The sequence below is a fragment of the Haemophilus sp. HN_Hi16 genome (assembly GCF_049823435.1).
Taxonomy (GTDB): Bacteria; Pseudomonadota; Gammaproteobacteria; order Enterobacterales; family Pasteurellaceae; genus Haemophilus; species Haemophilus influenzae_D.
Window position 1 is genome coordinate 1,252,071 of record NZ_CP187500.1, and the last position, 22,775, is coordinate 1,274,845.

The 22,775-nt window shown below is 40.5% G+C and carries 23 protein-coding genes and 1 pseudogene; 23 read left to right on the forward strand and 1 reads right to left on the reverse strand.

The features are described 5' to 3' along the window. Position 1 precedes the first annotated feature (1 nt). From ACPT9C_RS06245 to ACPT9C_RS06355, 23 genes and pseudogenes are all read left to right on the forward strand, one after another. A complete protein-coding gene (locus ACPT9C_RS06245) occupies positions 2-532 on the forward strand; it encodes a phage tail protein (RefSeq protein ID WP_015701508.1) in 531 nt (176 codons plus the stop codon). Positions 533-579: 47 nt separating this feature from the next. Next, positions 580-951, forward strand: coding sequence for a phage minor tail U family protein (gene gpU, locus ACPT9C_RS06250; protein ID WP_230304754.1), 372 nt, complete (start codon positions 580-582; stop codon positions 949-951). A 2-nt stretch (positions 952-953) separates the two neighbouring features. Then, entirely contained in the window at positions 954-1,604 is a 651-nt protein-coding gene (locus ACPT9C_RS06255) for a hypothetical protein (RefSeq protein WP_118879910.1), read from the forward strand. A gap of 274 nt (positions 1,605-1,878) precedes the next feature. Further along, positions 1,879-2,286 carry a hypothetical protein gene (locus tag ACPT9C_RS06260; protein WP_038440705.1) on the forward strand — a complete coding sequence of 136 codons (408 nt, stop codon included), beginning with the start codon at positions 1,879-1,881 and terminating at the stop codon, positions 2,284-2,286. A 44-nt stretch (positions 2,287-2,330) separates the two neighbouring features. Further along, the gene (locus tag ACPT9C_RS06265) at positions 2,331-2,555 is read left to right on the forward strand and encodes a phage tail assembly protein T (protein WP_038440708.1); all 225 of its coding nucleotides are present in this window, start codon (positions 2,331-2,333) and stop codon (positions 2,553-2,555) included. Between the two features lie 68 nt (positions 2,556-2,623). Next, positions 2,624-3,007, forward strand: coding sequence for a type II toxin-antitoxin system RelE/ParE family toxin (locus tag ACPT9C_RS06270; protein ID WP_015701504.1), 384 nt, complete (start codon positions 2,624-2,626; stop codon positions 3,005-3,007). Then, on the forward strand, positions 2,991-3,293 hold the full coding sequence (locus tag ACPT9C_RS06275; RefSeq protein ID WP_005651224.1) for a helix-turn-helix domain-containing protein: 303 nt from the start codon (positions 2,991-2,993) through the stop codon (positions 3,291-3,293). Before ACPT9C_RS06270 ends, ACPT9C_RS06275 begins: the two co-directional genes overlap by 17 nt. A gap of 12 nt (positions 3,294-3,305) precedes the next feature. After that, positions 3,306-3,545 (forward strand): hypothetical protein, encoded by a 240-nt coding sequence (locus ACPT9C_RS06280; protein ID WP_015701503.1) that lies wholly within the window; start codon positions 3,306-3,308, stop codon positions 3,543-3,545. A 51-nt stretch (positions 3,546-3,596) separates the two neighbouring features. Beyond that, positions 3,597-6,734 carry a tape measure protein gene (locus ACPT9C_RS06285; protein ID WP_425627455.1) on the forward strand — a complete coding sequence of 1,046 codons (3,138 nt, stop codon included), beginning with the start codon at positions 3,597-3,599 and terminating at the stop codon, positions 6,732-6,734. Positions 6,735-6,742: 8 nt separating this feature from the next. Beyond that, a complete protein-coding gene (locus ACPT9C_RS06290; protein ID WP_038440713.1) occupies positions 6,743-7,075 on the forward strand; it encodes a phage tail protein in 333 nt (110 codons plus the stop codon). A gap of 91 nt (positions 7,076-7,166) precedes the next feature. Next, positions 7,167-7,325: a hypothetical protein gene (locus tag ACPT9C_RS06295; RefSeq protein WP_005651234.1), complete on the forward strand. Its 159-nt coding sequence runs from the start codon at positions 7,167-7,169 to the stop codon at positions 7,323-7,325. A gap of 259 nt (positions 7,326-7,584) precedes the next feature. Further along, the gene (locus ACPT9C_RS06300) at positions 7,585-8,064 is read left to right on the forward strand and encodes a hypothetical protein (RefSeq protein ID WP_118879908.1); all 480 of its coding nucleotides are present in this window, start codon (positions 7,585-7,587) and stop codon (positions 8,062-8,064) included. A gap of 262 nt (positions 8,065-8,326) precedes the next feature. Then, positions 8,327-9,013, forward strand: coding sequence for a DUF1902 domain-containing protein (locus ACPT9C_RS06305; RefSeq protein ID WP_202863403.1), 687 nt, complete (start codon positions 8,327-8,329; stop codon positions 9,011-9,013). A gap of 2 nt (positions 9,014-9,015) precedes the next feature. Beyond that, entirely contained in the window at positions 9,016-9,213 is a 198-nt protein-coding gene (locus ACPT9C_RS06310; protein WP_046949806.1) for a type II toxin-antitoxin system HicA family toxin, read from the forward strand. A gap of 484 nt (positions 9,214-9,697) precedes the next feature. Further along, complete coding sequence (locus ACPT9C_RS06315; RefSeq protein WP_118879907.1) at positions 9,698-10,576, forward strand: P22AR C-terminal domain-containing protein; 879 nt, start codon at positions 9,698-9,700, stop codon at positions 10,574-10,576. Between the two features lie 240 nt (positions 10,577-10,816). Beyond that, complete coding sequence (locus ACPT9C_RS06320) at positions 10,817-11,239, forward strand: hypothetical protein (protein WP_204724794.1); 423 nt, start codon at positions 10,817-10,819, stop codon at positions 11,237-11,239. 52 nt (positions 11,240-11,291) lie between these two features. Further along, positions 11,292-12,005, forward strand: coding sequence for a phage minor tail protein L (locus tag ACPT9C_RS06325; RefSeq protein ID WP_114934850.1), 714 nt, complete (start codon positions 11,292-11,294; stop codon positions 12,003-12,005). Between the two features lie 2 nt (positions 12,006-12,007). Then, positions 12,008-12,757 carry a C40 family peptidase gene (locus tag ACPT9C_RS06330; RefSeq protein WP_112102023.1) on the forward strand — a complete coding sequence of 250 codons (750 nt, stop codon included), beginning with the start codon at positions 12,008-12,010 and terminating at the stop codon, positions 12,755-12,757. Beyond that, the gene (locus ACPT9C_RS06335; protein WP_112072211.1) at positions 12,694-13,308 is read left to right on the forward strand and encodes a tail assembly protein; all 615 of its coding nucleotides are present in this window, start codon (positions 12,694-12,696) and stop codon (positions 13,306-13,308) included. Before ACPT9C_RS06330 ends, ACPT9C_RS06335 begins: the two co-directional genes overlap by 64 nt. Before the next feature lie 56 nt (positions 13,309-13,364). Beyond that, positions 13,365-17,483: pseudogene (gene gpJ / locus ACPT9C_RS06340) on the forward strand (TipJ family phage tail tip protein); the annotation flags it as partial. Positions 17,484-17,593: 110 nt separating this feature from the next. After that, the gene (locus ACPT9C_RS06345) at positions 17,594-18,013 is read left to right on the forward strand and encodes a hypothetical protein (protein ID WP_112072210.1); all 420 of its coding nucleotides are present in this window, start codon (positions 17,594-17,596) and stop codon (positions 18,011-18,013) included. Beyond that, positions 18,013-18,609, forward strand: coding sequence for a hypothetical protein (locus ACPT9C_RS06350; protein ID WP_112072209.1), 597 nt, complete (start codon positions 18,013-18,015; stop codon positions 18,607-18,609). Before ACPT9C_RS06345 ends, ACPT9C_RS06350 begins: the two co-directional genes overlap by 1 nt. A gap of 10 nt (positions 18,610-18,619) precedes the next feature. After that, a complete protein-coding gene (locus ACPT9C_RS06355; RefSeq protein WP_112072208.1) occupies positions 18,620-18,958 on the forward strand; it encodes a hypothetical protein in 339 nt (112 codons plus the stop codon). A 199-nt stretch (positions 18,959-19,157) separates the two neighbouring features. Here the strand turns inward: ACPT9C_RS06355 and ACPT9C_RS06360 are convergent, their stop codons facing one another. Beyond that, on the reverse strand, positions 19,158-22,337 hold the full coding sequence (locus tag ACPT9C_RS06360) for a type I restriction endonuclease subunit R (protein WP_061671219.1): 3,180 nt from the start codon (positions 22,335-22,337) through the stop codon (positions 19,158-19,160). Between the last annotated feature and the right edge of the window lie 438 nt (positions 22,338-22,775).

A 22,775-nucleotide genomic window follows, 5' to 3' on the forward strand; every position in this document is an offset into this window, starting at 1 on the left:
TATGGCGGTGAAAATTGAAGGGATGGCAGCATTACAAGCTAATATCCAAAAACTGGCTAATCAAGTCGCGCCTAAAGCGGCAGCAAAAGCGATTAATAAGGTGGCGAGAAGTGCAATCAAAAATGGAACAAAAAATGTATCCAAAGAGATTCATGTGCCAGCTAAATTAATCCGTAAGCGAACTCGATTATCCCAAAAAGCAACAGCGAATCGACCAGTTGCAAAAATACGAGTTGATAGAAGAAATTTACCATTAATTCGATTATTGGAAAACCCTAGACGAACCATGCGAGCGAGTAAAGGGCAAATTAGAATAGGCAAATATCAAATACAACGCGGTTTTATTCAAACTCTAGCAAATGGTCGTAAACACGTTATGCAGCGACAAGGTAAAGAGCGGTATTCAATTGATGTTGTTAAGATTCCGTTATCTAGACCATTAACAACGGCTTTCCATAATGAGTTAAAAGATTATTCAAGTCAGATCAAAGTCGAACTGACAAGAGAGTTGAGTGACATTTTAAAAAAATAGAGGATTAAATGCTAATTCATAAGAAGATTCGGCATCAAGTGTCGGATATGCTCAAAAGCAGTATAAAGGGTGTTGAGAATATTTATTCTGGGCGCCCTTTATTTATTGATATTGACCAAGAAAAAACAGCTATTGCAGTTTTTCTTGATGAGATTTCGTGCGAAGAGGTAGATCTCTGTCATCACGAATATACCGCAGCATTAAATATCGCAATTTATCTGAAAACAGCTTTAGGCGACGACGCATTAGATGATATTGCAGACAAAATCAAAGAGCGATTAAGCGTAGCTATATCTAATGATGAATTATCGGAAAACATTTCCGAAATGACTCTTATTAGCTACGAATACGAGCAAGATACGACAAATCGTACTTGGTTCGTTTCTAACCTTAAATATCAAATTAAGTATGAGGACTAGATATGCCTACACAAACAACACCTTTTCAAGGCACTAAATTTTATTTAGGCACTGGTCTAACCGAAGGCAAAGCAGTCACAGCCGTAACGGTTAAACCTAATGCAACCATTACATCAGCAGGGCATGGTGCCAAAGTAGGGGATTTTATTAAGCTAACTGGTCTTGGCTCTCTTGATGGTTATTACCCGGTAAAATCCGTTACAAACGAAAAAATTACGTTGGCTGATGAAGTGGATTGGAGTAACCAAGACGCGCCGACCTCTTTCACAACAGCAAAAGTTGCAACCGTTAAATGGTCATCTAACTTCTGCACAATCAAAAACATTGAAGGCGACGGTGACACGCTCGGGGAAGAAGATGTTACGACAATGTGTAGCGAAGGGACTGAAACCGAAGCCGGTGAAATTGAGTACGGCTCAATTAAATTAACTTTCTTCTATGCGCCAGCTACCGCAATGCAAGCTGACTTGCGCAAGAAGTTTTATGCGAAAGAAACCTTCCCTTGGATGATGATATTGAAAAATGGTCAAGGTTCTCTTTACGGCACAGGATTTATCCAAACCTCACCTAATTTTAGCGGTGAAGTAAAAGGTAAATTTGAATCTGGTGTAACGATTAAAAAAGCAAAACGCGATTATCACTTACCAGCATAGCCGCAAAGTGCGGTGAATTTTGACCGCACTTTATAAAAACTAAAACCCCGAAAGCAGCGAACTCTCGGGGTTTTTCATTCCAATTAAACCATACTTAAAAGGAATAAACTTCATTGGAAATTATAACTAACTTTCTTCCTTTATTCAAGGAGCAAGCTATGCAATATGGGTTATGGGAAACGACCTTAGCTTATTTAGTGTTAGGCGTATGTTTCATCATCGCTTGGCGACTCCCAAATATTATTAATTCAATTAAAAACAAAGGTGATAAATAATGAATCTACGTGAAAAACTTTTAGCCAATAAGCCTAAAATTACCCCAATCATTATTAATGGCGAGAATTATTATATCCGTGAAATTACTGTTGGTGAAATGAATCGTGTGCTTTATGGGCAACAACAAGAATTGGTGCACATTGCAGAGAGTCAAGGTATTGAATTGAACTTCAATGATGAAAAACACCTTACTGAGCAACTTGCTAAAATTTATGACCCGAATCGATTAACGCGTACGCTTGCTATGCGGTTGTGCGATCAAGATGGTAAAAATCTTTTTGATATGGATAATCCTGATGATTTAACCGCACTTTCCAAATTAGATAAGGTTGTATTTGAGCAATTAACGCAAGCTATTGTGGAAGATGAACCAAAAAACTCTCAAGCCGAAGAAAGTTCCAAATAAACCTCTCACTTTCTCTCGGCAAAACACTTGAAGAAATTGAGCAAATGCCAGAGCGTCATCTCCAAGAATACGAAATTTTTTATCAGGAACAGCCTTTTGGATTATGGCGAGAGGATTATCGTACTGCACAAGTTTCACATTTGCTTGCTATGATAAATCGAGACCCTAAGTCTAAGCCTCCAGAGTTATCTGATTTTATGCCGTTTTACCAAGAAAAAATGGATGATGAAGATGATGACGGAGTGGCTGATTATTTAGCAAATCGTTAAATTATCTATTGCTTCTGAATCTTATATAGATTAAAATCTATATAAATAATAAGAAAGGTAATAGCTGTATGAAACAAGAATGGGAAGTAATTTTACAAGACCCACTTTTGAACTGGTTAGAAACGCTGGCAGAAGATGACGTATTAAAAATCTATGCGGCGTTGGAATTATTATCAACAGAAGGTCCACAATTAAGCAGACCTTATGCGGATACGCTGCAAGGCTCTAAATATACCAATTTAAAAGAATTGCGAGTACAGTCTAAATTATCGGTATTCCGTTTATTTTATATTTTCGACCCTGTCAGACAAGCGATTGTTTTATGTGGCGGAGATAAAAAAGGCAAGAAAGAAAAACTCTTTTACAAAGAGATGATTGCCCTAGCGGAACAAACCTATGATGATTACCTTTCTGAATTAACTAAGGAGCAAGAAAATGAGCGTGAAATTTAAAGATCTGATGAATAATCTTCCAGCTGAAAAGCAAGCGAAAGTGAAAGCTATGGCAGACGATATGCGAATGGAGTTACAACTTTACCGTATTCGTGAAGAATTAGAGCTTTCACAAAAGCAAATGGCAGAAGCATTAAGTATTTCTCAGCCGTCAGTTGTCGCCCTTGAAAAACGTGGCAATGACATTAAATTATCATCAGTTAAACGTTACATTGAAGCAATGGGTGGTGTGTTAAATTTATCGGTTGAATTACCCACAGGAAAAACAGTTACTTTCAACTTATAGAAGGTGGTAAGTATGTTGCGTGATTTTATTCAATTTACAGCAAAATGCTTTTTTATACTGCTTATTGCATTAGGGACATTATTCCTTTTATTTGCTGTTGATTTTATTTATATTCTCGCTTTTATTGGTGTATATGTTGCTATTTTCGCAACTTGTCTTGTTGTAGCTATTATTAAAGAAAATAACCGTATTAAGAAACTAAGGATAGTTGAACAAGATAAGAATCGTGTGAAATATGTTATTATTAATTAAATTATAAGTTTCTAAAAGCTCGCTTCGGCGGGCTTTTTTTATGAGGTGAATATGTCAAGTTTAGGTTCGTTAAATATTCTTTTGAGTTTGGACTCAATTCAGTTTAATCAGGCGCTTGATAAATCATCCTATCAAACGCAAAAGTTCGCAAAACAATTTGAATTGAATTTTACAAAAGCGCAGGCCAAAGCAAAACAATTCTCAGAGCGTACTACTCAATATTTGAATAACATAGAGAAAGCGGCAAATACAATTAATAAAACGACAAGCCGTACTTTTTGGGCGGGCATTGTAAGTTCGGGCGGTTCCTATTTATCATCTGGTATTTCTGATGTGATAAAATACGCGGATAGTTATACTGAATTGCAAAACCGTATTCGCTTAGTAACAAATAGCCAAACAGCTATGGTGGCTGCGACAGAATCGGTGTTTGATATTTCTTTGAAAACCAATCAAGCTGTGGGCGCTACTGCACAAATCTATCAACGCTTTGCACAAAATGCAGATAGATTGAATTTATCTCAATTGCAAGTCTCTGAATTAACGGAGACTGTTGCAAAATCTGTTGCAATATCAGGTGCTAGTGCAGGTGCAGCTGAAGCAGCATTAATGCAATTTGGGCAAGCATTAGGAAGTGCAGAATTACGCGGTGATGAGCTTAATTCTGTGATTGAGCAGACTCCAGGTCTTGCTGACGCAATAGCTAAAGGGCTTGGCACAACAACTGGCGAGCTGAAAAACTTAGCTAAAGCAGGGAAATTAGATATTCACACCGTTATCCAAGCTTTAGTAAAAGCACGAGATACGGTTGATAATGACTTTAATAAACGCGTGAAAACGCTTTCAATGTCTTTTACAAATTTAGAGACATCGATAACTAAGTTTTCAGGTGAAGCAAATAGTGCGTTAGGTGTTACGCAAAAACTAGCTACTGGGGTCGATTTTGTTAGCGATCATCTCCAAGAATTAATTATTGGGCTTGGATCGCTGACAGCTGCACTTGCTATCGGTCATCTTAGCAAATACGGCTTGGAACTATTAAAAACGGGTTATGCTAGTGCAAAAAATGCTCTAGCGCATATTGCAGAGGCAAAAGCCATAGCAACAGCTACTGCAATGCGTACAGCGGCTCAGGTTGAAATGGCAAGCTTAAACGCACAATTTAAACTTGCACAATCTGAACAAACACGCTTTGCATTGCGTGAAAGAATGAAAGTGCAGTCTGCTCAAATTATTGCACTTGCACAAGCTGAAGCCACAGCAAAACGAAACCTTGCTACAGCAACTAATCTTGCAACGATGGCGGCAAAAGGTTTGCAAAGTGTAATGGCTTTACTTGGTGGCCCTGCTGGTGTGATTGGTATTGCTGCCACATCATTATTATTTTTTAGTTCACAAGCGGCAGAAGCTAGACAATGGGCATTAGATACATCTGTTGCTAACCAAGCTTTAGCTGAATCTTATGAGCAAATCAGCGAGGCAGCATTATCAGTTAAAATTACTGAACAGCTTGAAGATATAGAAAAATATTACGCTGAGATTAAAAAATACAAAGCGGAAATAGCAGCAAAGCAAGTTAGTGCAGATTTCGATGGTATTAGCGTTGGTGGAAATGCAAATGATGCCGAAATCAAACGTTTAAAAGATAAAATCCAAGCAACTAAAGAAAATGCTGATATTGCAAGGCTAGCACTTGAGAAAATGCTTTCTCCGCTTGGCGAGAAGATGCTGCGAGCAGGTAAAAATGTTGATGAAGTGCGACAGGAATTCAAGTTGCTTGGAGTATCAGCTGAAACTACAGATAACATTATAGCTAACTTACCGAAAAGCTTTAATGATACGGCGAATAGTGCAAACAAAGCGGCAGATAAGACATTAGATTTAAAAGATGCAATTGATAAGTTAAATGGTAAATCAACAACGCTTGCTCAAAAATTAGAGGTTGCGAAGTTAAAACAACAAGGGCAAGCAAAATCTGCATATGTTTTAGCAGGTCTCTATGAATTGCTTGGGAAAGAGGGTGCTGAATATAATGAAGTATTGATCGGCATTGCGACAGGCACCATTACCGCAGCTAATGCGGCAGATAAAGCTGTTGGTTTATCTGTTGAGACTTTGAAAAAGATTTTAGATGGTAAAGCTCAACTAGAACAAGATTTCACCAAAGAAAACCAAATAAACAAAATAGAGACAAGCCTAAAGGAAAATGGGCGTCAGTCAAAAGGATCTAAAACTGACTATGTAAAACAATTTACTTCTGATAATTCTGAAAAACTACGAGCAATGGAGTTTGAATTAACTCTACTTGGGAAAACTCGACAAGAACAAGAGTTAATGCAGTACAATCACCAGCTTGATTTAGAAGCGGCAAGGTTAAAAAACGGGATGTCGCAGAAGAATATAGCCAAACTAGATGAAGAAATTGCCAAACTTAAAGAGCGTCGTAGGATTATTCAGCAACAAACGGAAGAATCTCGTGGTAGTGCAATTCTTGGTTTTCAGCAAGGAATGAAAACAATTGAAGATCAGGTTTCTGATGTTGCAGGAAATATAAGCAACATTACCGTGAACGCATTTAATGGTATGTCTGATGCTTTAACTGACTTTATCATGACGGGTAAAACTGACTTTAACTCCCTAGCAAAATCAATCATCAAAGATATTGTTCAAATGACGACAAAAATGATTATTTTTGCATCACTCAAGGCAGCATTTGGAGGAACATCTTTTGGCAAATTTATGGGGTTCTCTGGAGGCGGTTTAGTCCCTGAATTAAAATATACTGGTGGACTTGTTGGATTTGATGAAGGGGGATTTACTGGTATAGGTGGAAAATATACGCCAGCTGGTATTGTACATAAGGGCGAATACGTCATAACAAAAGAAGCCACTGCTCGTTTGGGTCGTGGCTTTTTAGATCATCTTAATTACGGTTCTGTTCGTCGTGGTTTTGCTAATGGTGGTGGAGTCGGTGTACCAAGATTGCCAACTATGGCTTATCAACCTAAATCATCAGGGAATATAGCGGTTAAGGTGATTAATAATGGTGAACCGATGGATGCAACGGTAAGCCAACAATCAAGAAATGGACAGCTTGAAATCACCGTGGAATTAGTGCGACAAATTGCGCAAGCAGAAGCGGGAACAATGTTGCAGAAGAATATGCGCCCTGGCGGATTGTTATCTTAGGAGTAAACATGGCATTAAAAACATTATCTTGGTGTCCTCAGCCTAAATACACTGTAGAGGAAGAACCTAGACGAAAAGTGCTTAATTTTGGCGATGGTTATCAACAGCGAATGGTGGACGGACTAAATCCGCTGCTCCGCAAATTTAACCTGACATACAAGCTCAATCACAAAAGTGCGGTCGAATTTGACCGCTTTTTAACGTCGCATGGTGGCGTCACGGCATTTTTCTTTCGTGAATACGAAAATGGCGATTTAATCAAAGTCGTTTGCCCGAAATGGTCAAAAACCGTCACTAAAAGACACACGGAAATCAGCTGCACCTTTGAAGAAGTGGTGTAGTTTTTAGATAAAAAAACAAACCCCGAACACTCGCAATGTTCGGGGTTTTTATTTACCCCTTATTCCAAGTTTAACCAACTAAGGAGCAATTTTGATTAAGTATACACCAAAACATCAAGTTAAGGTAGGTGGAAAAATGAGTGAAAAAGATGCAGGCATTGCAGGGAAAATGCTAGCAAGTGCAGCAATTATTGCAGCGGTTGGTTTTGCCATTGGCGCAGCGTGCTTCGGGATTAGCTTTATTCTATGAAATGTTAGAAGTAATTGATAAGTCTAAGAAAGCGCGCCAATTTGCATACACATTTTTATTTCTGGCTTTTATTTTTGGAATATGTCCAGCTGACTTTTGGCAGACTTCAAACCGCACGTTATGACGCTTAAAGTGCGGTTAAATTAATAAAGTTTTGAGATGTAGGTCACAAAATTAGAAAAAACTTTTATAAAAACTTAAATAAATGTTTTGTGTTTCGTAGAATTAGCGAGTCTATATAGCATACGAGGAATACAAAATGAAAAAATTATTATTGTTCGCAGCTGGTTTGATGTTGACAGCTTGTAGGGACGATATTGTTAGCATTGATGACAGAGACGTTTTATTTTTTGGGAATTTATATATACAAGAGTTATCAAAAAACAAGCAATTCTCCTATGCCAGCATTATGTTATCTGATGCACAGGGAATAGGTGATTTTACATCGATTGATTTAAATATAGTTGGAGAAAAGTCTGAAAGTAAATGCTTGCGCGATACGGAGATCTTGATTAACAATAAAAGATTGCAGCCAATTACTGTAAAATTAGAAGAAAGAGGTGAGCGTGAACTATCTTATAGAGCTAAATATTCGTTTGCTGAATACCTTGAATTTTTTGTGAAAAATAACAAAGTTATGATTAGTAGTTGTGGTATTAATCATGTTTTGACCGATAATGAAAAGATGGGTCTCGCAGAGATTACTAAAGCATGGATAAAATTTACAGATAAGAAGTAATTTTTATAGAGATAATTTACAAATAAAAGCCCCTTGACTACAAAGGGGCTTTTTCATGCGGTAAGATTTTATTTCTTTTTTAGTCATTGCAAGCAATTTCTTGTCAAGATAAAACTTTTCATCTATCATTCGATACAGTTTGAACTATTTCAATCACTGTTATTTAACCTTTAATAGCACATAAATTTACCCGTCCACTTCATTTTTGGTGAGTGTTTTTATGTTGATTAGAGAAATGTGTTAGATAAAAAGAAGGCTTATAATGTCTAATAAAAAGTGTAATGTATTCACCTCAAATTTTGGCACTCTCCCTTTACGGTTTACCCTTAAAGACGGTGAACTTTTTGTATCAAAATCAGATTTAACAAAGATTTTCTATGAATTTTACCCTTCAGATTATCGCTATATTGTTGAAGAACTGATGAATAAAGGCATTACACAAATTATCGGCGATAAATCCGATGTGGTTTCAGTGGTGATTGGAGAATCTAAAATTGGTGCAGCAATTCATTTTCACGCTGTTGGTAATTTGCTTCATTTTTGTAATGAATTGATTGATGTCGATGATGAAATCCTGCGTAGTGCTGCATTCCAAGCTAGCACCTTTACAACGTGGTACATTGGAACTTTATCAAAAGCCAATAATTATTTCGGCATAACCGTTGAGGATACGCTCATGTCAGTGAAGAAACGCTTGGATAGAATCAATCCGCCTTATGTCGTGGAAGTGATGTACGATGTAGAAGATAACATCCCCGCGTGGATTGGTACGTGCGATAAGTTGCATCTTGTCACTGAAGGTCGCACCTATGAAGAATTGCAACAACGCGTGTGGGAAATTGCACCTGAAATGCATGAATTACAAGGTTACGGCAGTGAAAGTGATAATATCCGCCTTGCCTTTATCCAAACTGAAAGTCACGCAGATTTCCAACGTTTGGAGATGTAACGATGGGCAGTGGGTATTACGATCAACTTATAAAAATACTCAAGCAATATGGTTGCACATTCCTACGTCAGGGAAAGGGCAGCCATGAAATTTGGAACAGCCCAATTACTCAAAAGCCTTTCCCTGTTGCTTATACTATTACCAACCGCCACACAGCAAATGGCATTTTAAAACAAGCTGGAATTGATTTTAAAATCTAATTGACAGTCTTTCGATAAATCAATACACTTTCAATCAAGGCGTCAGAAACCTTACAAACAGCGGCAATTCCGCACCCGAAAGCATAGCGGTTTTTTTATGCGTGAAATTTAGTAACCTTGTTTGTTTATTGCCATTAAACATTCATTACGCATAACCACATCTTATCTATGCCGAGAGGGCGGAGAATAAAATACCCGAAAGGGGAATAATCCCGGTCGACTGTTTGCGACTTCTGAACCTCTTGGCGACCCTAATTTGTATTGACAGCGGATAGGGTTTTTATTAAACTCAAACTTAAGGTCTAGGGAGTCGAAACCCAATTCCTTGTATTATCAGTTCGCACTTCACTGCGTTAATGTGATTTTTTTATGTCTAATTTTTACCAATGGATAGGTGGGTATGGGAATATTCAATACCATACGCCGTTTAACTGAGCGGTTTTCGAACCACCTATCCGCCATAAAATTCGAAAAGGTATCAGTTATGACAATTCAATCCCAATTCTCTACATTCAATTTTGAATCAAATTCTATCCGCACTTTAGTTATTAACAATGAACCTTGGTTTGTTGCTAAGGACGTGTGTGACACGTTAAAAATATCTAACATAAGTGATGCTTTATTAAAGCTAGATGATGACGAAAAAGCGACTATCGGTTTAACCGACAGTCAGGCTGGAAATGGTGCTCAAAGTATTTCTATCATCAGCGAAAGCGGAATGTACACTTTGATCTTACGTTGCCGCGATGCAGTGAAAAAAGGATCTATTCCACACCGTTTTAGAAAATGGGTTACAGCGGAAGTATTACCTACTATTCGTAAAACAGGCAAATATGAATCGAAAACCACGGTAGATGATCGCACAGGATTACGCAATGCCGTGAATATGCTCGTGAGCAAAAAGGGATTAATTTATTCCGATGCCTACCATTTAATCCACCACCGCTTTAATGTGGAATCAATCGAAGATTTGACATTAGAGCAGCTACCGCAAGCGGTGGAGTATGTTCACAGAATCGTGCTTGAGGGAGAGTTGATTACAACGCCTAAAAAAGATGAGTGCTTTAATTTTGAATTTACCGAGCATGAACTCCAACAGCTCGTTTGGGCATGGTTTGCTTTATTGCGAGGCACGGAACTTTGCCAAGTACTTCATCCCGCATTAAAACAAATTGGTTCGCACTACGCTGCTTCCGTTTATGGCGTGGCTTACGAATATCGCAGTACTCTCCGTCAGGCCCATAACGTATTGACACGCATTACAGAGCAATTTGAATGCGAGCAAGGAAATAACTGGCGCGTATTAAAATACCTTCGAGCCTACAACCCTAAAGCAACAGGCTTTCAGCTAGATATTCTATAAAACACAACAAAATCCGACCGCACTTTTTTAAGCCTGCGGCGGATTCTCACACCTAAAATCCGACAAAAGGAACAGAAAATGAACAAATTAATCATTACGTTTGTGTGTGCATTTGTGGTGTATATAGCGCACGCCCTCAATCTTAATCAAGACTGTGACGGCAAAGTCTGTCACACCGAACAGACACAACAATATTAACAAACCACCGCTCTTATGGGCGGTTTTTATTGGAGATAAATTATGAACTACACAAAAAGACCGGTCACAATCCAAGCGTGGCAATTCACAAAAGAGAATTACACTAAAGGGGTTCCGCACATTTTTAGAAGTAAAAATGTTTCGTATTGGTCGCAATATGGCGGAGAGGTTATCGGAGGGGAAATTAAAACATTAGAGGGTGTAATGGAAATTTCCGAAAATGATTGGGTTATCTGTGGGGTAAATGGCGAATTTTATCCGTGTAAGCCAGATATTTTTGAAAAAACTTATATGCCAGATCCAAATATTGAAGACTATATCAATCGTATTCGTAATCTTGCAAACAATCGAGATGTTGAGGGAACACATATTGAAGCTGATAAAATCTTGTGTGAAGTACTGAAAACTCTTGGGCAAAGTGAATTGGTCGAAGAATTTGAAAAATTAGAAAAATGGTACGCGTAATAACGCTAAATGATATGACCGTCCGAAAGGGCGGTTTTTATTGGAGGAAATAATGCCAGCCTTAATTAGCAACGCATTTAAACTCGACCTCGCCAAACTCGAACAAAATGCGCTCATTGAGTTGTTTGAGGTGGATTTGCGAGGATTGAAAGATAATGACGGCATGAATGGTGAATTATATCGCTTTTATGCTGGCACTAATGAGAAATCACAATCTATCGTATGGCAAGGCAAAACATTTGAGCCATTTGCTGTAAAAGCAGATGGCTTTGAAATGTCAGGTAATGGCCCAAGTAATCGACCAACTCTTACATTGGGAAATATTAACGGATTTATTACCGCACTTTGTAACCGCTTTGATCAATGCTTGGGTGGAATTGTCAGACGCAGATTAGTCTATATGCACTATCTTGATGCGGTTAATTTTACAAACGGCAATAAAAAAGCAGATCCAACGCAAGAGGCATTAAGTCTGTTTGTTATTGAGCAAGTGGCGACGCATAAGCGGGATGTCATCTCATTTACGTTAGCTTTGCCGATGGAAACGGACAACGCTTACATATCATGCCGCACGATTACAACAATTTGCTCATGGCTTTACCGTGGCGTGGAGTGCGGTTATAACGGGGCAGCGGTGGCGGACGAAAAAGACCAACCCACCAACGACCCGAAAAAAGACAAGTGCAGCGGATTAGTTAGCGGGTGCGCGTTACGAAATAACGTGGTTAATTTTGGTGGATTCCCAAGCGTTGATAAATTGGGGTAAGTATGAACGAAGAATTAAAAAAATCCATACTGAAAATAGCAAAAGAACTGGAGCCACGCGAAATGTGTGGCTTTGTTATTTTTGCTGGTTGTGAACTTGAATTTATTAACTGTGAGAATATCGCAGACGACCCGGAAAACTTTTTCGAGGTTTCGCCTGATGATTTTCTTTCCGCTGGCATGAAAGGGAATATTGTCGCTCTCGTCCATTCGCACCCCGGCGGCGAACCTGTATTGTCTCCCGCTGATTTTCAGATGCAACAAAATACGGAACTGGATTGGTGGCTTGTGTGTGATGGGGTGATTCATGTTTTCCCGTGGGTGCCGCCTTTACTTGGGCGCGAATTTATTCACGGGCAAACGGATTGCTACACGTTATTCCGCGATTTTTATCGGTTGTCTGGCAAAGAGTTTCCTAATTTTGAACGTGATGATTACTGGTGGGAAGATGGCTTTAACCTGTATATGGATCACATGGAAGAACAAGGTTTTGAACGCCTAACCGACGTAAAAGAATTACAGGTCGGTGATGTTATCCTGATCCAAGTTGGCTCTGATGTGCCGAATCATGCGGCGATTTATATTGGTGATCAAATGGTGTTACATCACAGCCCCCGTCGGTTATCAAAGCGTGATTTATACGATGGTTATTGGCTCAAGCATACGCATAGCTTATGGAGATTTAAAAATTGGTCACAGTTAAACTTTACGGCAGCCTTAAACAATTTGGAAGTGAATTTAAGCTCGATGTAAAAGACACGGCGGAAATCATCCGTGCGTTGTGTAGTCAATTACCCAAGTTTAGACAAGTGCTTACAAAGGGATTTTTTAAGATCCGAATTGGCAAGCGTTATATGGATAATCGATACATTGAGCGTGATGTTGGTTATCAGTTAAAAGATGGTACAACGGTTCACATCACCCCAGTGGTGGCGGGCGCTAAAAAGGCGGGGCTTTTTCAAACTATTGCAGGCGCAGTGCTGGCGGTAGTTGGTTACACTTTAGGATGGACTGGTATCGGCGCAGTTGTCGGTAATATGGGGGTTGCGTTAATGCTCGGCGGTGTTGCGCAGATGATGACAAAAACGCCGACAATGCAAGGACAAGGGAAAGAAGCCGAAAAGCAGAAATCTACGTCATTTACTAATCTGTCTAACATGGCGGCGCAAGGGCGACCCGTGCCGCTGGCTTATGGGAAAATCCGTACCGGCTCATTAATTATTTCGCAAGGCGTGGAAACATACGATGTGGAAACGGCGAAAACAAGTGAAAAACCTGTCGGATTTAGAAAAGGCAGAATGTAAAACGAATTGAATTTTGACCGCACTTTTATGTGCGGTTTTTATTTTGAGAGGTACACATGGGCGGTGGTGGAGGTGGCGGCGGTCATACGCCGTATGAAGCGCCGGAATTTGGACGCAGTAAACAGGCGGTAAGAATCGTTGAGATTGTTTCCGAGGGTGAAGTTAAAGGCTTAGTTAATGGGGTGCAGTCCGTTTTCTTGGACAACACGCCAATTCAAAACAAGGACGGAACCTACAATTTTAGCAATGTGGAAGCAGAAGGGCGCATCGGTATTCAAGATCAGGACATTCTTGAGGGTTTCAACACGTCCGAAAAAGAAATTTCTGTTGGAACGCAGGTGCGCAAAAATACGCCTTTAACCCGCACGGTATCGGATGGCAAGGTATCACGCTTACGGTTAACCTTGGGTGTACAAAGCCTTTTTTCGCAAAACGATCAGGGAGACACGCACGGTGCGAGCGTAACGATGAATATTACCATCGGTCAGCGCGTAATCCCGTTAACGATTAACGGCAAGTACAGCTCACAGTATTTGCGCCAAATTGAGATTGATAATCTGCCGCCGACGCCTTTTACCGTGCGCGTCGAGCGTATAGACGAGGACAGTAAGTCTCAACGGTTGCAAAATAATACTATTTGGGCGAGCTATACCGAGATTATCGAAATGCGGTTAGCTTATCCAAATACCGCGCTTGTCGGCATCAAGTTTGATTCGGACTATTTTTCAAGTATCCCGAATCGAACATATGATGTTTACGGAATCATCGTACAAGTGCCGAGCAACTATAACCCGGAAACACGGGCTTATAACGGCACTTGGGACGGAACCTTTAAAACGGCATGGAGCGACAACCCGGCATGGGTGCTTTATGACCTGCTGAAAAACAAACGCTATGGTTTCGGTCGTCGTCTTGGTGATTTTGCCGTAGATAAGTGGGCGCTTTACAACGTGGCGCAATATTGCGATCAGTTGGTAGATGATGGTTTTGGTGGAAAAGAACCGCGCTTTACTTGTAACGCATGGATCACGGAGCAACGCCAAGCATACGACGTTATCAATGATATTTGTTCGATTTTCCGCGCAATGCCGGTGTGGAACGGGCGGGAATTTACGGTAATCCAAGATCGCCCCGCTGATCCTGTGTGGACGTACACGAACGCCAACGTTGACAAAGAGGGCTTTACTTACTCTTATTCGGCTATGAAAGCGCGCCACAACGAAATCCACGTTGAGTACGCCAACGCACAGAACAACTATGAAAAAGATGTTATCTGTGTTTCAGACGATGATTTGATCCGCCGTTACGGTTTAAACGTGAAAAAAGTTACTGCTTTTGGTTGCATCTCGCGCGGGTAAGCGTACCGTACAGGTCGTTGGATTTTGGAAACGGAAAAGCTGGAAACACGTACGGTCACATTTACCGTCGGCGCCGAGGGACTAATGCACGTCCCTGGCGATATTATCCTCGTTGCGGATAATGACTACGCAGGAACGCAATTAGGCGGACGCGTGCTGTCTGTAGCAAATAAAGTTGTAACGCTTGATCGCGAAGTGCCATTTAAATCCGGTGAACAGTTTTTGTATTACAACCAAGACGCGCAAGTCACCGGCATTAAAGTGATTGATGTCTTGGATGGAAACCGAATCGTATTAGATAAAGCGCCGACGGGACTTACAGAATACGGCGTTTGGTTGCGTCATGGAGAGAAAGTACAGCCGCAGTTATACCGTGCTTTGAGTATCAAAGAGGAAAGCAAGGGCAAGTACACCATCACCGCGCTACAACATGAACCGCAGAAAGAAGCGATTGTTGACAGTGGCGCGCACTTTGAACCCGTATCATTTAGTGAAGTGCCGGATCGCTATCGTATCCAAAATGTTGATGTGGCCGCAACGGATGACGGAATCAGATTATCATTTGAATATTTTGCGAAGAATGAATCTACCGTTAAATATCAAATCAAACTCTACCGCACTTTTGACGGTAACCGCACTTTGTATAAAGTCTATGATGATTTAACGAATACGAACATTTCCTTTACAGGGCTACCGGACGGAGATTACACCGCAGAAATTCGCGCGAAAAATGGCGTAGGCCAATTGTCGGAACCTGTCACCAAATCATTTAGCGTGAATTTTACGATCGCTGAATTGGTTACGGTTAGTAAGTTGATGGGCATCGACCTGAATTGGCGGAACCCGATTTTTGCGAATACAAATGCGGCAATCGAAATTTGGGTAAGTAAAGACAATAACTTTGCCAATGCCCGTAAATTAATCACTCTCGCATACCCTACAAATAGTTACAGTTACACCGGCTTGGGTGCTGCTGAAACGTACTATTTTTGGGCGCGCATGGTGAGTAAAGATGTCGCAGGTAAATTTACGGATGCGGTCGAGGGCGTAACAGAGCGCGATGCAACAAAGATTGTTGATTATATCCACGGACAAATCAACAAGAGCGCATTATCGCAAGAGTTAGTCAAAGAGCTAACTAACACGGCAGAAACCGCAAGAACAGCAATAGCCGGAATAACTAGCGAGACGCAAGCGCGAATCGCAACATTAAATGCGGAAGCAAATAACCGCGCTAAAGCCATCCGGGAAGAGGGTTTAAAGCTCACTCAAAAAATCGAGGCGGAATCACGTAAGGCCACTGTGGCCCTACAAGAGGAAGTTAAGGCACGCGGAACGGCTATCAATAAACTTGAGCAGGCGGATAAGCAACAAGCGAAAGCCATTGAGCAAGTTACAGCAAAAGCAAATAACGCCTTGAGCGGGCTTGATGAAGAAAAGACGGCGCGAGCGAATGCTGACAGAGCGGAGGCGGCCTCACGTAATGCGTTGACAGCGAGAGTTGTTAATGCTGAGAGCAATATTGCTAACATCCAACGATCAGTTACATCAACAACACAGAGCATAAGCGAGGTCAGTCAAAACTTAAACGCTAAGATTGACAATATCAAAATTGGCGGAAGAAACGTACTCATTAACAGCGAGTATGCGACCAAGTCATTTTTTGGTAATGCGTCTAACGTAAACATTGTACGGTCAGTATTTGCAAACAGAACTCTTACGACCATTAAATTTACATCTCAAACCAACGGAATTGCGGGGGTGATGCAATCGGCAACAAGTCGTAGGAGTAGAGTTGTAGAGGGCAAAATCTACACGTTAAGCCTCAATATCCAAGGCACTAAAGATATACAAAAGACTGGTCTTAATTACGTATATTTGATGCGTGAGGATGGGAGCAATTACAAATTAGATGCGCTACCCGTCACAGCTAGCTTGCTTGGTAGACCAACTTTAACATTTACTGCTCCATGGACGTCAAACTCTGCTTACTTGTTGGTTGGAGTAAAAGGCTCTTTTGCCGCGGGTGAATGGTTGGCTTTTCATAGTGTCAAGCTCGAGCAAGGGACAATCCCTACCGACTGGACGCCAACACCTGAGGATGTTGATAGTGCCATTGGTGATATATCAGCAGATTTGACGCATTACAAGTCATCACAAGCGACAAAAGATCAAGCTACATCAATGCAGTTAACAACCTTGACTGCTCGCATGGCGAATGCCGAAAGCGGAATATCAAAGGTTGAAAAAGCGGTATCTGACGCTAAGTCATCAACAGCAACTCAGTTAAATCAGTTAAGCGCAGAATTTAGAAAAGCGAAAACTGATTTAGATGCAAAAATCGAAGACGAAAAGACGGCGCGAGCGAATGCTGACAGAGCGGAGGCGGAGAAAAACGCGACAATGACAAGTCGTGTTGCAAACGCCGAATCTAAAATCTCTCAAGTCAGCAAAACCGTAGCGGATGTTAGCGGTAAGTTGTCATCGACACACACCATTAAAACGCAAGTAGTTGGTGGTGGACGTATGGCAATTGCAGGTATTGCACTTGGTGCGTCAAGTGATGGCAAAACGGCGGAAAGCTCAGTTATTGTTATGGCTGACAAATTCGGTGTTGTTAAAAGCGCTACCGATGGCACTGTTAAAAATGTTTTTACAGTCTCTAATAACCAGCTTGCTTTAAGTGGTGATTTACTGGCTGACGGCTCAATTATCGGGAGACATATCCAAGCAAACCAAGAGATTAGATCGCCACTAATATCTGGAGGTGAAATTGATATAAGCGGTAATGATGGGATTCTACGAGTTGGCCGAACAGGTAATTTCCTCGTTCGAGCAAGCTCTCAAAATAGAGGTTTGGTTATAAATAATGACCAGATTATTGTTTATGATGATCGTGGTAATGTTAGGGTAAAAATAGGCCGATTATGATTTTTATTATGCTTGCGATAATAGCCATGGCAGTAATGTTATGGCTATTTTTTTTAAAAAGAGGGAAAGCTAAAGTGCCATCTCAAGGAATTCAAACATTTGATAATGTTGGGAATGCTACATTTTCAACTGAGAATAGATTATTTAGATATATTGGATATCGTGATTTACCAATAGGTAATTTCAGCATATCTGTTAACACGGATGGACAGGTAGTATTTATACCCATCATATTAACATCAAATAACCAAGAATTATCGCATAGAGTGGCGATAAGTGTTGATATACCGTATATATCAAATGGTCGAATAAGCGGGAATAATTTTACGGGGACGGTTAAATCACCTATGGATTTTCGTTATAAGGGAAACCTCAGAACTAAACCATTAATCAGAATTTTTTATGGAGTCTATTAATGTTCGGATTTGCAGGATTTACAGATGTAAATGACGGATTTTTAAGCATGTCATTACAAAGACGAGGGAACGCCATTTTTAATGGTAATCTTGCTGAAATATCTGTAGCAGATAATGATATTGTTGTGATATCAGGCTGTAATGGTGATGTAGCCCAGCTTAAAAAAGTTGGTGGCAAAATCATTTTGTATAGTCCTAATGCAAAATATATAGACTATATGATATTCAACACGAGTACAGCAAAAAGTAGCGGATACGGGGTAGAGACCTACGATAGTAATGGGCGAGTTATATTTTCGTCCAATCATAAATTTCTCCGCCCTATAAAAGGCATTGATACAAATTTAAATAAAGGCGCTTTTACCGAAACCCAACCATCAGGCAGTAAATATGGGGTTATTTTGTCAAATTATGGGTTTACCTTGAATATTAACCCTGATTTTTGCCGACGTGTAATGCGTAGCGTTAGACTGGACGGGAATATCAAATTTAATGTTGTTAATTATGATGACCGTGGAGCAGGGAGAATCGGGATGAGTTACAACGATAATTCCTACTTTTTTAATGCAATTATTGTAGATATAACTAACTATTAGGAGTAAAAAAATGAAATACATCGACAAAAAAATCGAAGAGTCGAGAACAGGCGCAAGCGCAAGTTATCATGTTGTTAGTGGATTGCAAACTGAATACACTAGTGGCAATACGTTTGTGACGATCTCGTCTTATGTGTCAAAAGACAAAAAAGAGGAGGGAAAAGAGAGTTTGAGCGTTAATACGTTTACTATCCCTGGTGTGCCTGATTGGGACGCAATCCCTTACGAGTGGGCATTATCTGAGCTAGTAAAAACTCAACCAGAAGATTTCGCACCTGAAAATTATCACGGATATATCAACCCTTATATTTTTGCTGGTGGCAAAATTAAAGATTTAGAGGTAAAATAGTAAGGCAATAACGGCGGGTAATTCCGCCGTTTTTTTTGGTATTACATTTAGTATTACAAATACCGTACAAAATTTGCCACATACTGTTGATACATAGCATGACATATAAAGTCTATTTCAGCTAGTCGCACCAAATTTATTCTTCTTTATTCCCCAATCTTCAGAGAAAAATATAATAAAAACAATATCTTATATAATTTTACATGCTTAAATCCCCCGCAATTTCTTCCGCTTGTTTAATCACATAAGTTACCGCTTCTTCCTGTTTATCGGGTGGATATTTATATTTTTGTAAGGCACGTCGAACGAGTAATCGAATTCTTGCCCGCACCGCTTCTTTGTGTTGCCAATCAATACTGACTGAGCGGCGTAAAATATCGGTAATCTCTTTTGCTAGTTTAGAAAGCACTTCATCGTTCATCAATTCTTTGGCACTCTCATTTTGAGAAAGGGCATCGTAAAACGCTAATTCTGCCGTGCTTAAACCGAGTTTTTCGCCCCGCGATAAGCGTTCGGAGAAATCCCGCCCCATCTGCACAAGTGCATCAAGAATTTCCACCACGCTCAAATTGTGATTGTGATATTGCGTGAGGGCTTCTTGCAAACGTTGCTCAAAATCTTTTTGTGCGGTCAGATTTCTGCTGGCTTTGGCTTTAATTTCCTGCTTTAAATAACGCTCCATCGCTAACACCCACAGGCTTTTGGTCTCGCTGTTTTTGATCGCTTGCAAAAATTCGTCGGAAAGCAAATTAATCTGCGTTTGTTCTTTGCCTAACAAATCAAATAAATCAATGGTACCTTCAGATACAATACTTTGATTGATTAAGGCTTTAAGCTGAATTAGGCGTTCCGTTGTCCCCTTTCCGTTTTGTTCACGTTTGGCAAGCACTGCACGCACAGCATCATAAAAAGCCACTTCTTGACTATATGGTTCGATTTCAGGTAATGCCCCACATAAAGCGTAACCTTTTTTCAAGCTTCCTGCCGTTTTCAAAAAGGCTTTTTTACGTGGCTCAATATCATCTGCATTATGCCAATGTTGATCGTATGCTTTGCCTTCGTTTAGTAATTGATCCAGCGTAGCAATATGGTTTGCTGCTGTCGCAATGGCTTTTAGCAATAATGCAGGTTCTCGTTCAGAAATTGCCATCTGAACATCAAATGCTTCGCCTTCAATTGGTGTCGCAAACAAAGTTCGGATAAATTCAAGCTGTTCTTTTATTTTAAAGAACACGCTTTGCACATCTTCCGCTAATTGCCCTTTGCCAGTAGAGTTGGTGTATTGCTGTGTGGCTGCTCGTAATTCTTCTGCCAAACCAACATAATCCACGATTAGCCCACCGTTTTCGCGACTTTTGTTAGCGAATACACGATTTACTCGTGCGATGGCTTGCATTAGGTTATGCCCCTTCATTGGCTTATCAAGATACATAGTGTTACAGCACGGTGCGTCAAAGCCTGTCAACCACATATCACGCACAATCACCACTTTCAGCGGATCGGTAGGATCTTTGAAACGGCGTTCTAATGTTTGCTTTTCCTGCTTACTGTAAATATGTTTTTGCATTTCAGGCGTATCGCTTGCTGAACCTGTCATTACAATTTTAATCTCACCCTCATTGATATTATTCGAATGCCATTCAGGGTGCAGAGCGATGATCTGATTATACAAATCCACGCAAATTTGACGGCTGGAAACAACAATCATCGCCTTGCCGTCTTGTTGCTGATTGCGTTTTGCAAAATGTTGCACAAAATCGACCGCTAAATCGTGCAATCGTGCTTCTGAGCCGAGTAATTTTTCTCGCAAGCGTAATTTCGGGTTTTCTTCGCCTTCCAGCAGTTCATCAATTTCTGCAAATAATTCATCGTGATTAGCATTCTCCGCTAGCTTGATTTGGCGAGCTTCGTAAATAATCGGCACGGTTGCACCATCTTCCACCGCATCTTGCAAATCGTAAATAGATACATACTGACCGAAAACATCTTGTGTATCGCGATCTTCAAGGCTAATTGGCGTACCTGTAAAACCAATAAACGAGGCATTAGGCAGTGCATCACGTAAATGACGGGCGTAGCCTGCTTGGAATTTGCCGTTATGTAGTTTTTGGGTAAAACCGTATTGGCTGCGGTGTGCTTCATCACTGATCACAATAATATTGCTGCGTTCATTTAACACAGGGAAGCGGTTTTCCTCCTCATTTAGGGCGAATTTTTGAATGGTAGTAAAAAACACGCCACCGACTTCATTTTGTGCGAGCAGTTGGCGTAGTTGTTCTCGGTCTTCTACTTGTTGCGGCGTTTGTTTGATTAAATCTTTGCCTGAAGAAAAGGTTTGGAAAAGCTGACCGTCCAAATCGTTGCGGTCGGTAACTACCACAATCGTCGGATTTTTTAATTCAGGCTGTGTAAGCAATTTGCCAGCATAAAACAACATCGAAATCGATTTACCCGAACCCTGCGTATGCCACATCACACCAATGCGTTTATCGCCTTGCTCGCTTGTGGCAAAAATCGTGGATTCTACAGCTTCATTCACACCGTAATACTGATGATACGCCGCGATTTTCTTGATTAATGCTCCGTTAGAACCGCGTTCAAACAGCACAAAATAACGTACATAATCCAGCAGTTTTTGCGGTGTCATCAAGCCGTTTAATAGATTTTGCAATTCATCGCCAAAATCCAACCGCTTACTTTTTGCCTTTTCGTCCACGACTTTCCAAGGTGTAAAGCGTTGGAAATCTGCCGAAAGCGAGCCTAAACGTGCAGCAATGCCGTCTGAAATAATTAAGGCTTGGTTGTATACAAACAGCTCGGCAATTTCATCTTTATAGGTTTCAAACTGATTAAACGCCTGCAACAAATTTGCCGATTCACGCAGCGGATTTTTCAGCTCAAACACCACTAACGGCAGACCATTTACAAAGCCGATAATATCGGGAATCCGCTTGCCTCCTTTACGGCTGCGGATTTCCAGTTGATTGACGGCAACAAAGCGGTTATTCTCCCAATGCTCGAAATCCACCAAACGCGCCATCTCGATTTTTTGCTCATTTTGACCGAAGCTATTGGGAGCCTGATATTCAACTCGTACACCATCACGCAACAGCTTATAAAACGCCTGATTTCGCACCACCAAGTCGCCAATATCGCTTTTCGTCGCCGATTTGACCACAGAATCCACCGCACTTTCAGGCAGCTGCGGATTAAGCTTACGCACCGCCTCACGCAGTTGCTCAATAAAAACTACGCCGCTCAAATCGCCACGGGCAAACTCGCCCTCATGAACAGGCAAGTCTTTACCATAGCGATATTCCCAACCGAGTGATTGCAGGCGTTGAAGAGTGAGTTGTTCGATGTCGTTTTCGTTGAGCATATAGTGTTCCTTTTGTGTATTTGCTGTCTTTGGGGAGCTAATGGATTAATTTCTTCGTTTATTGATACTGCCAAATCTCCCCTACCCCTCTTTGCTAAAGAGGGGGATCTCTTGAGTAAATTGTCAGCAACTGGCTCATGGTTAATCTAAGAAAATTTCAATCTCTCATCACATGTTAAAGTAGAAAACCAAAATTTAAATTACCCTCGACCCATTCCCCTCTTTAGCAAAGAGGGGGATTCCTTGAGTAAATTGTCAGCAACTGGCTCATGGTTAATCTAAGAAAATTTCAATCTCTCATCACATATTAAAGTAGAAAGCCAAAATTTAAATTACCCTCGAGCCAATCCTCTCTTTAGCAAAGAGGGGGATTCCTTGAGTAAATTGTGAGCAACTGGTTCATTGCTAATCTAAGAAAATTTCAATTTCTCATCGCAT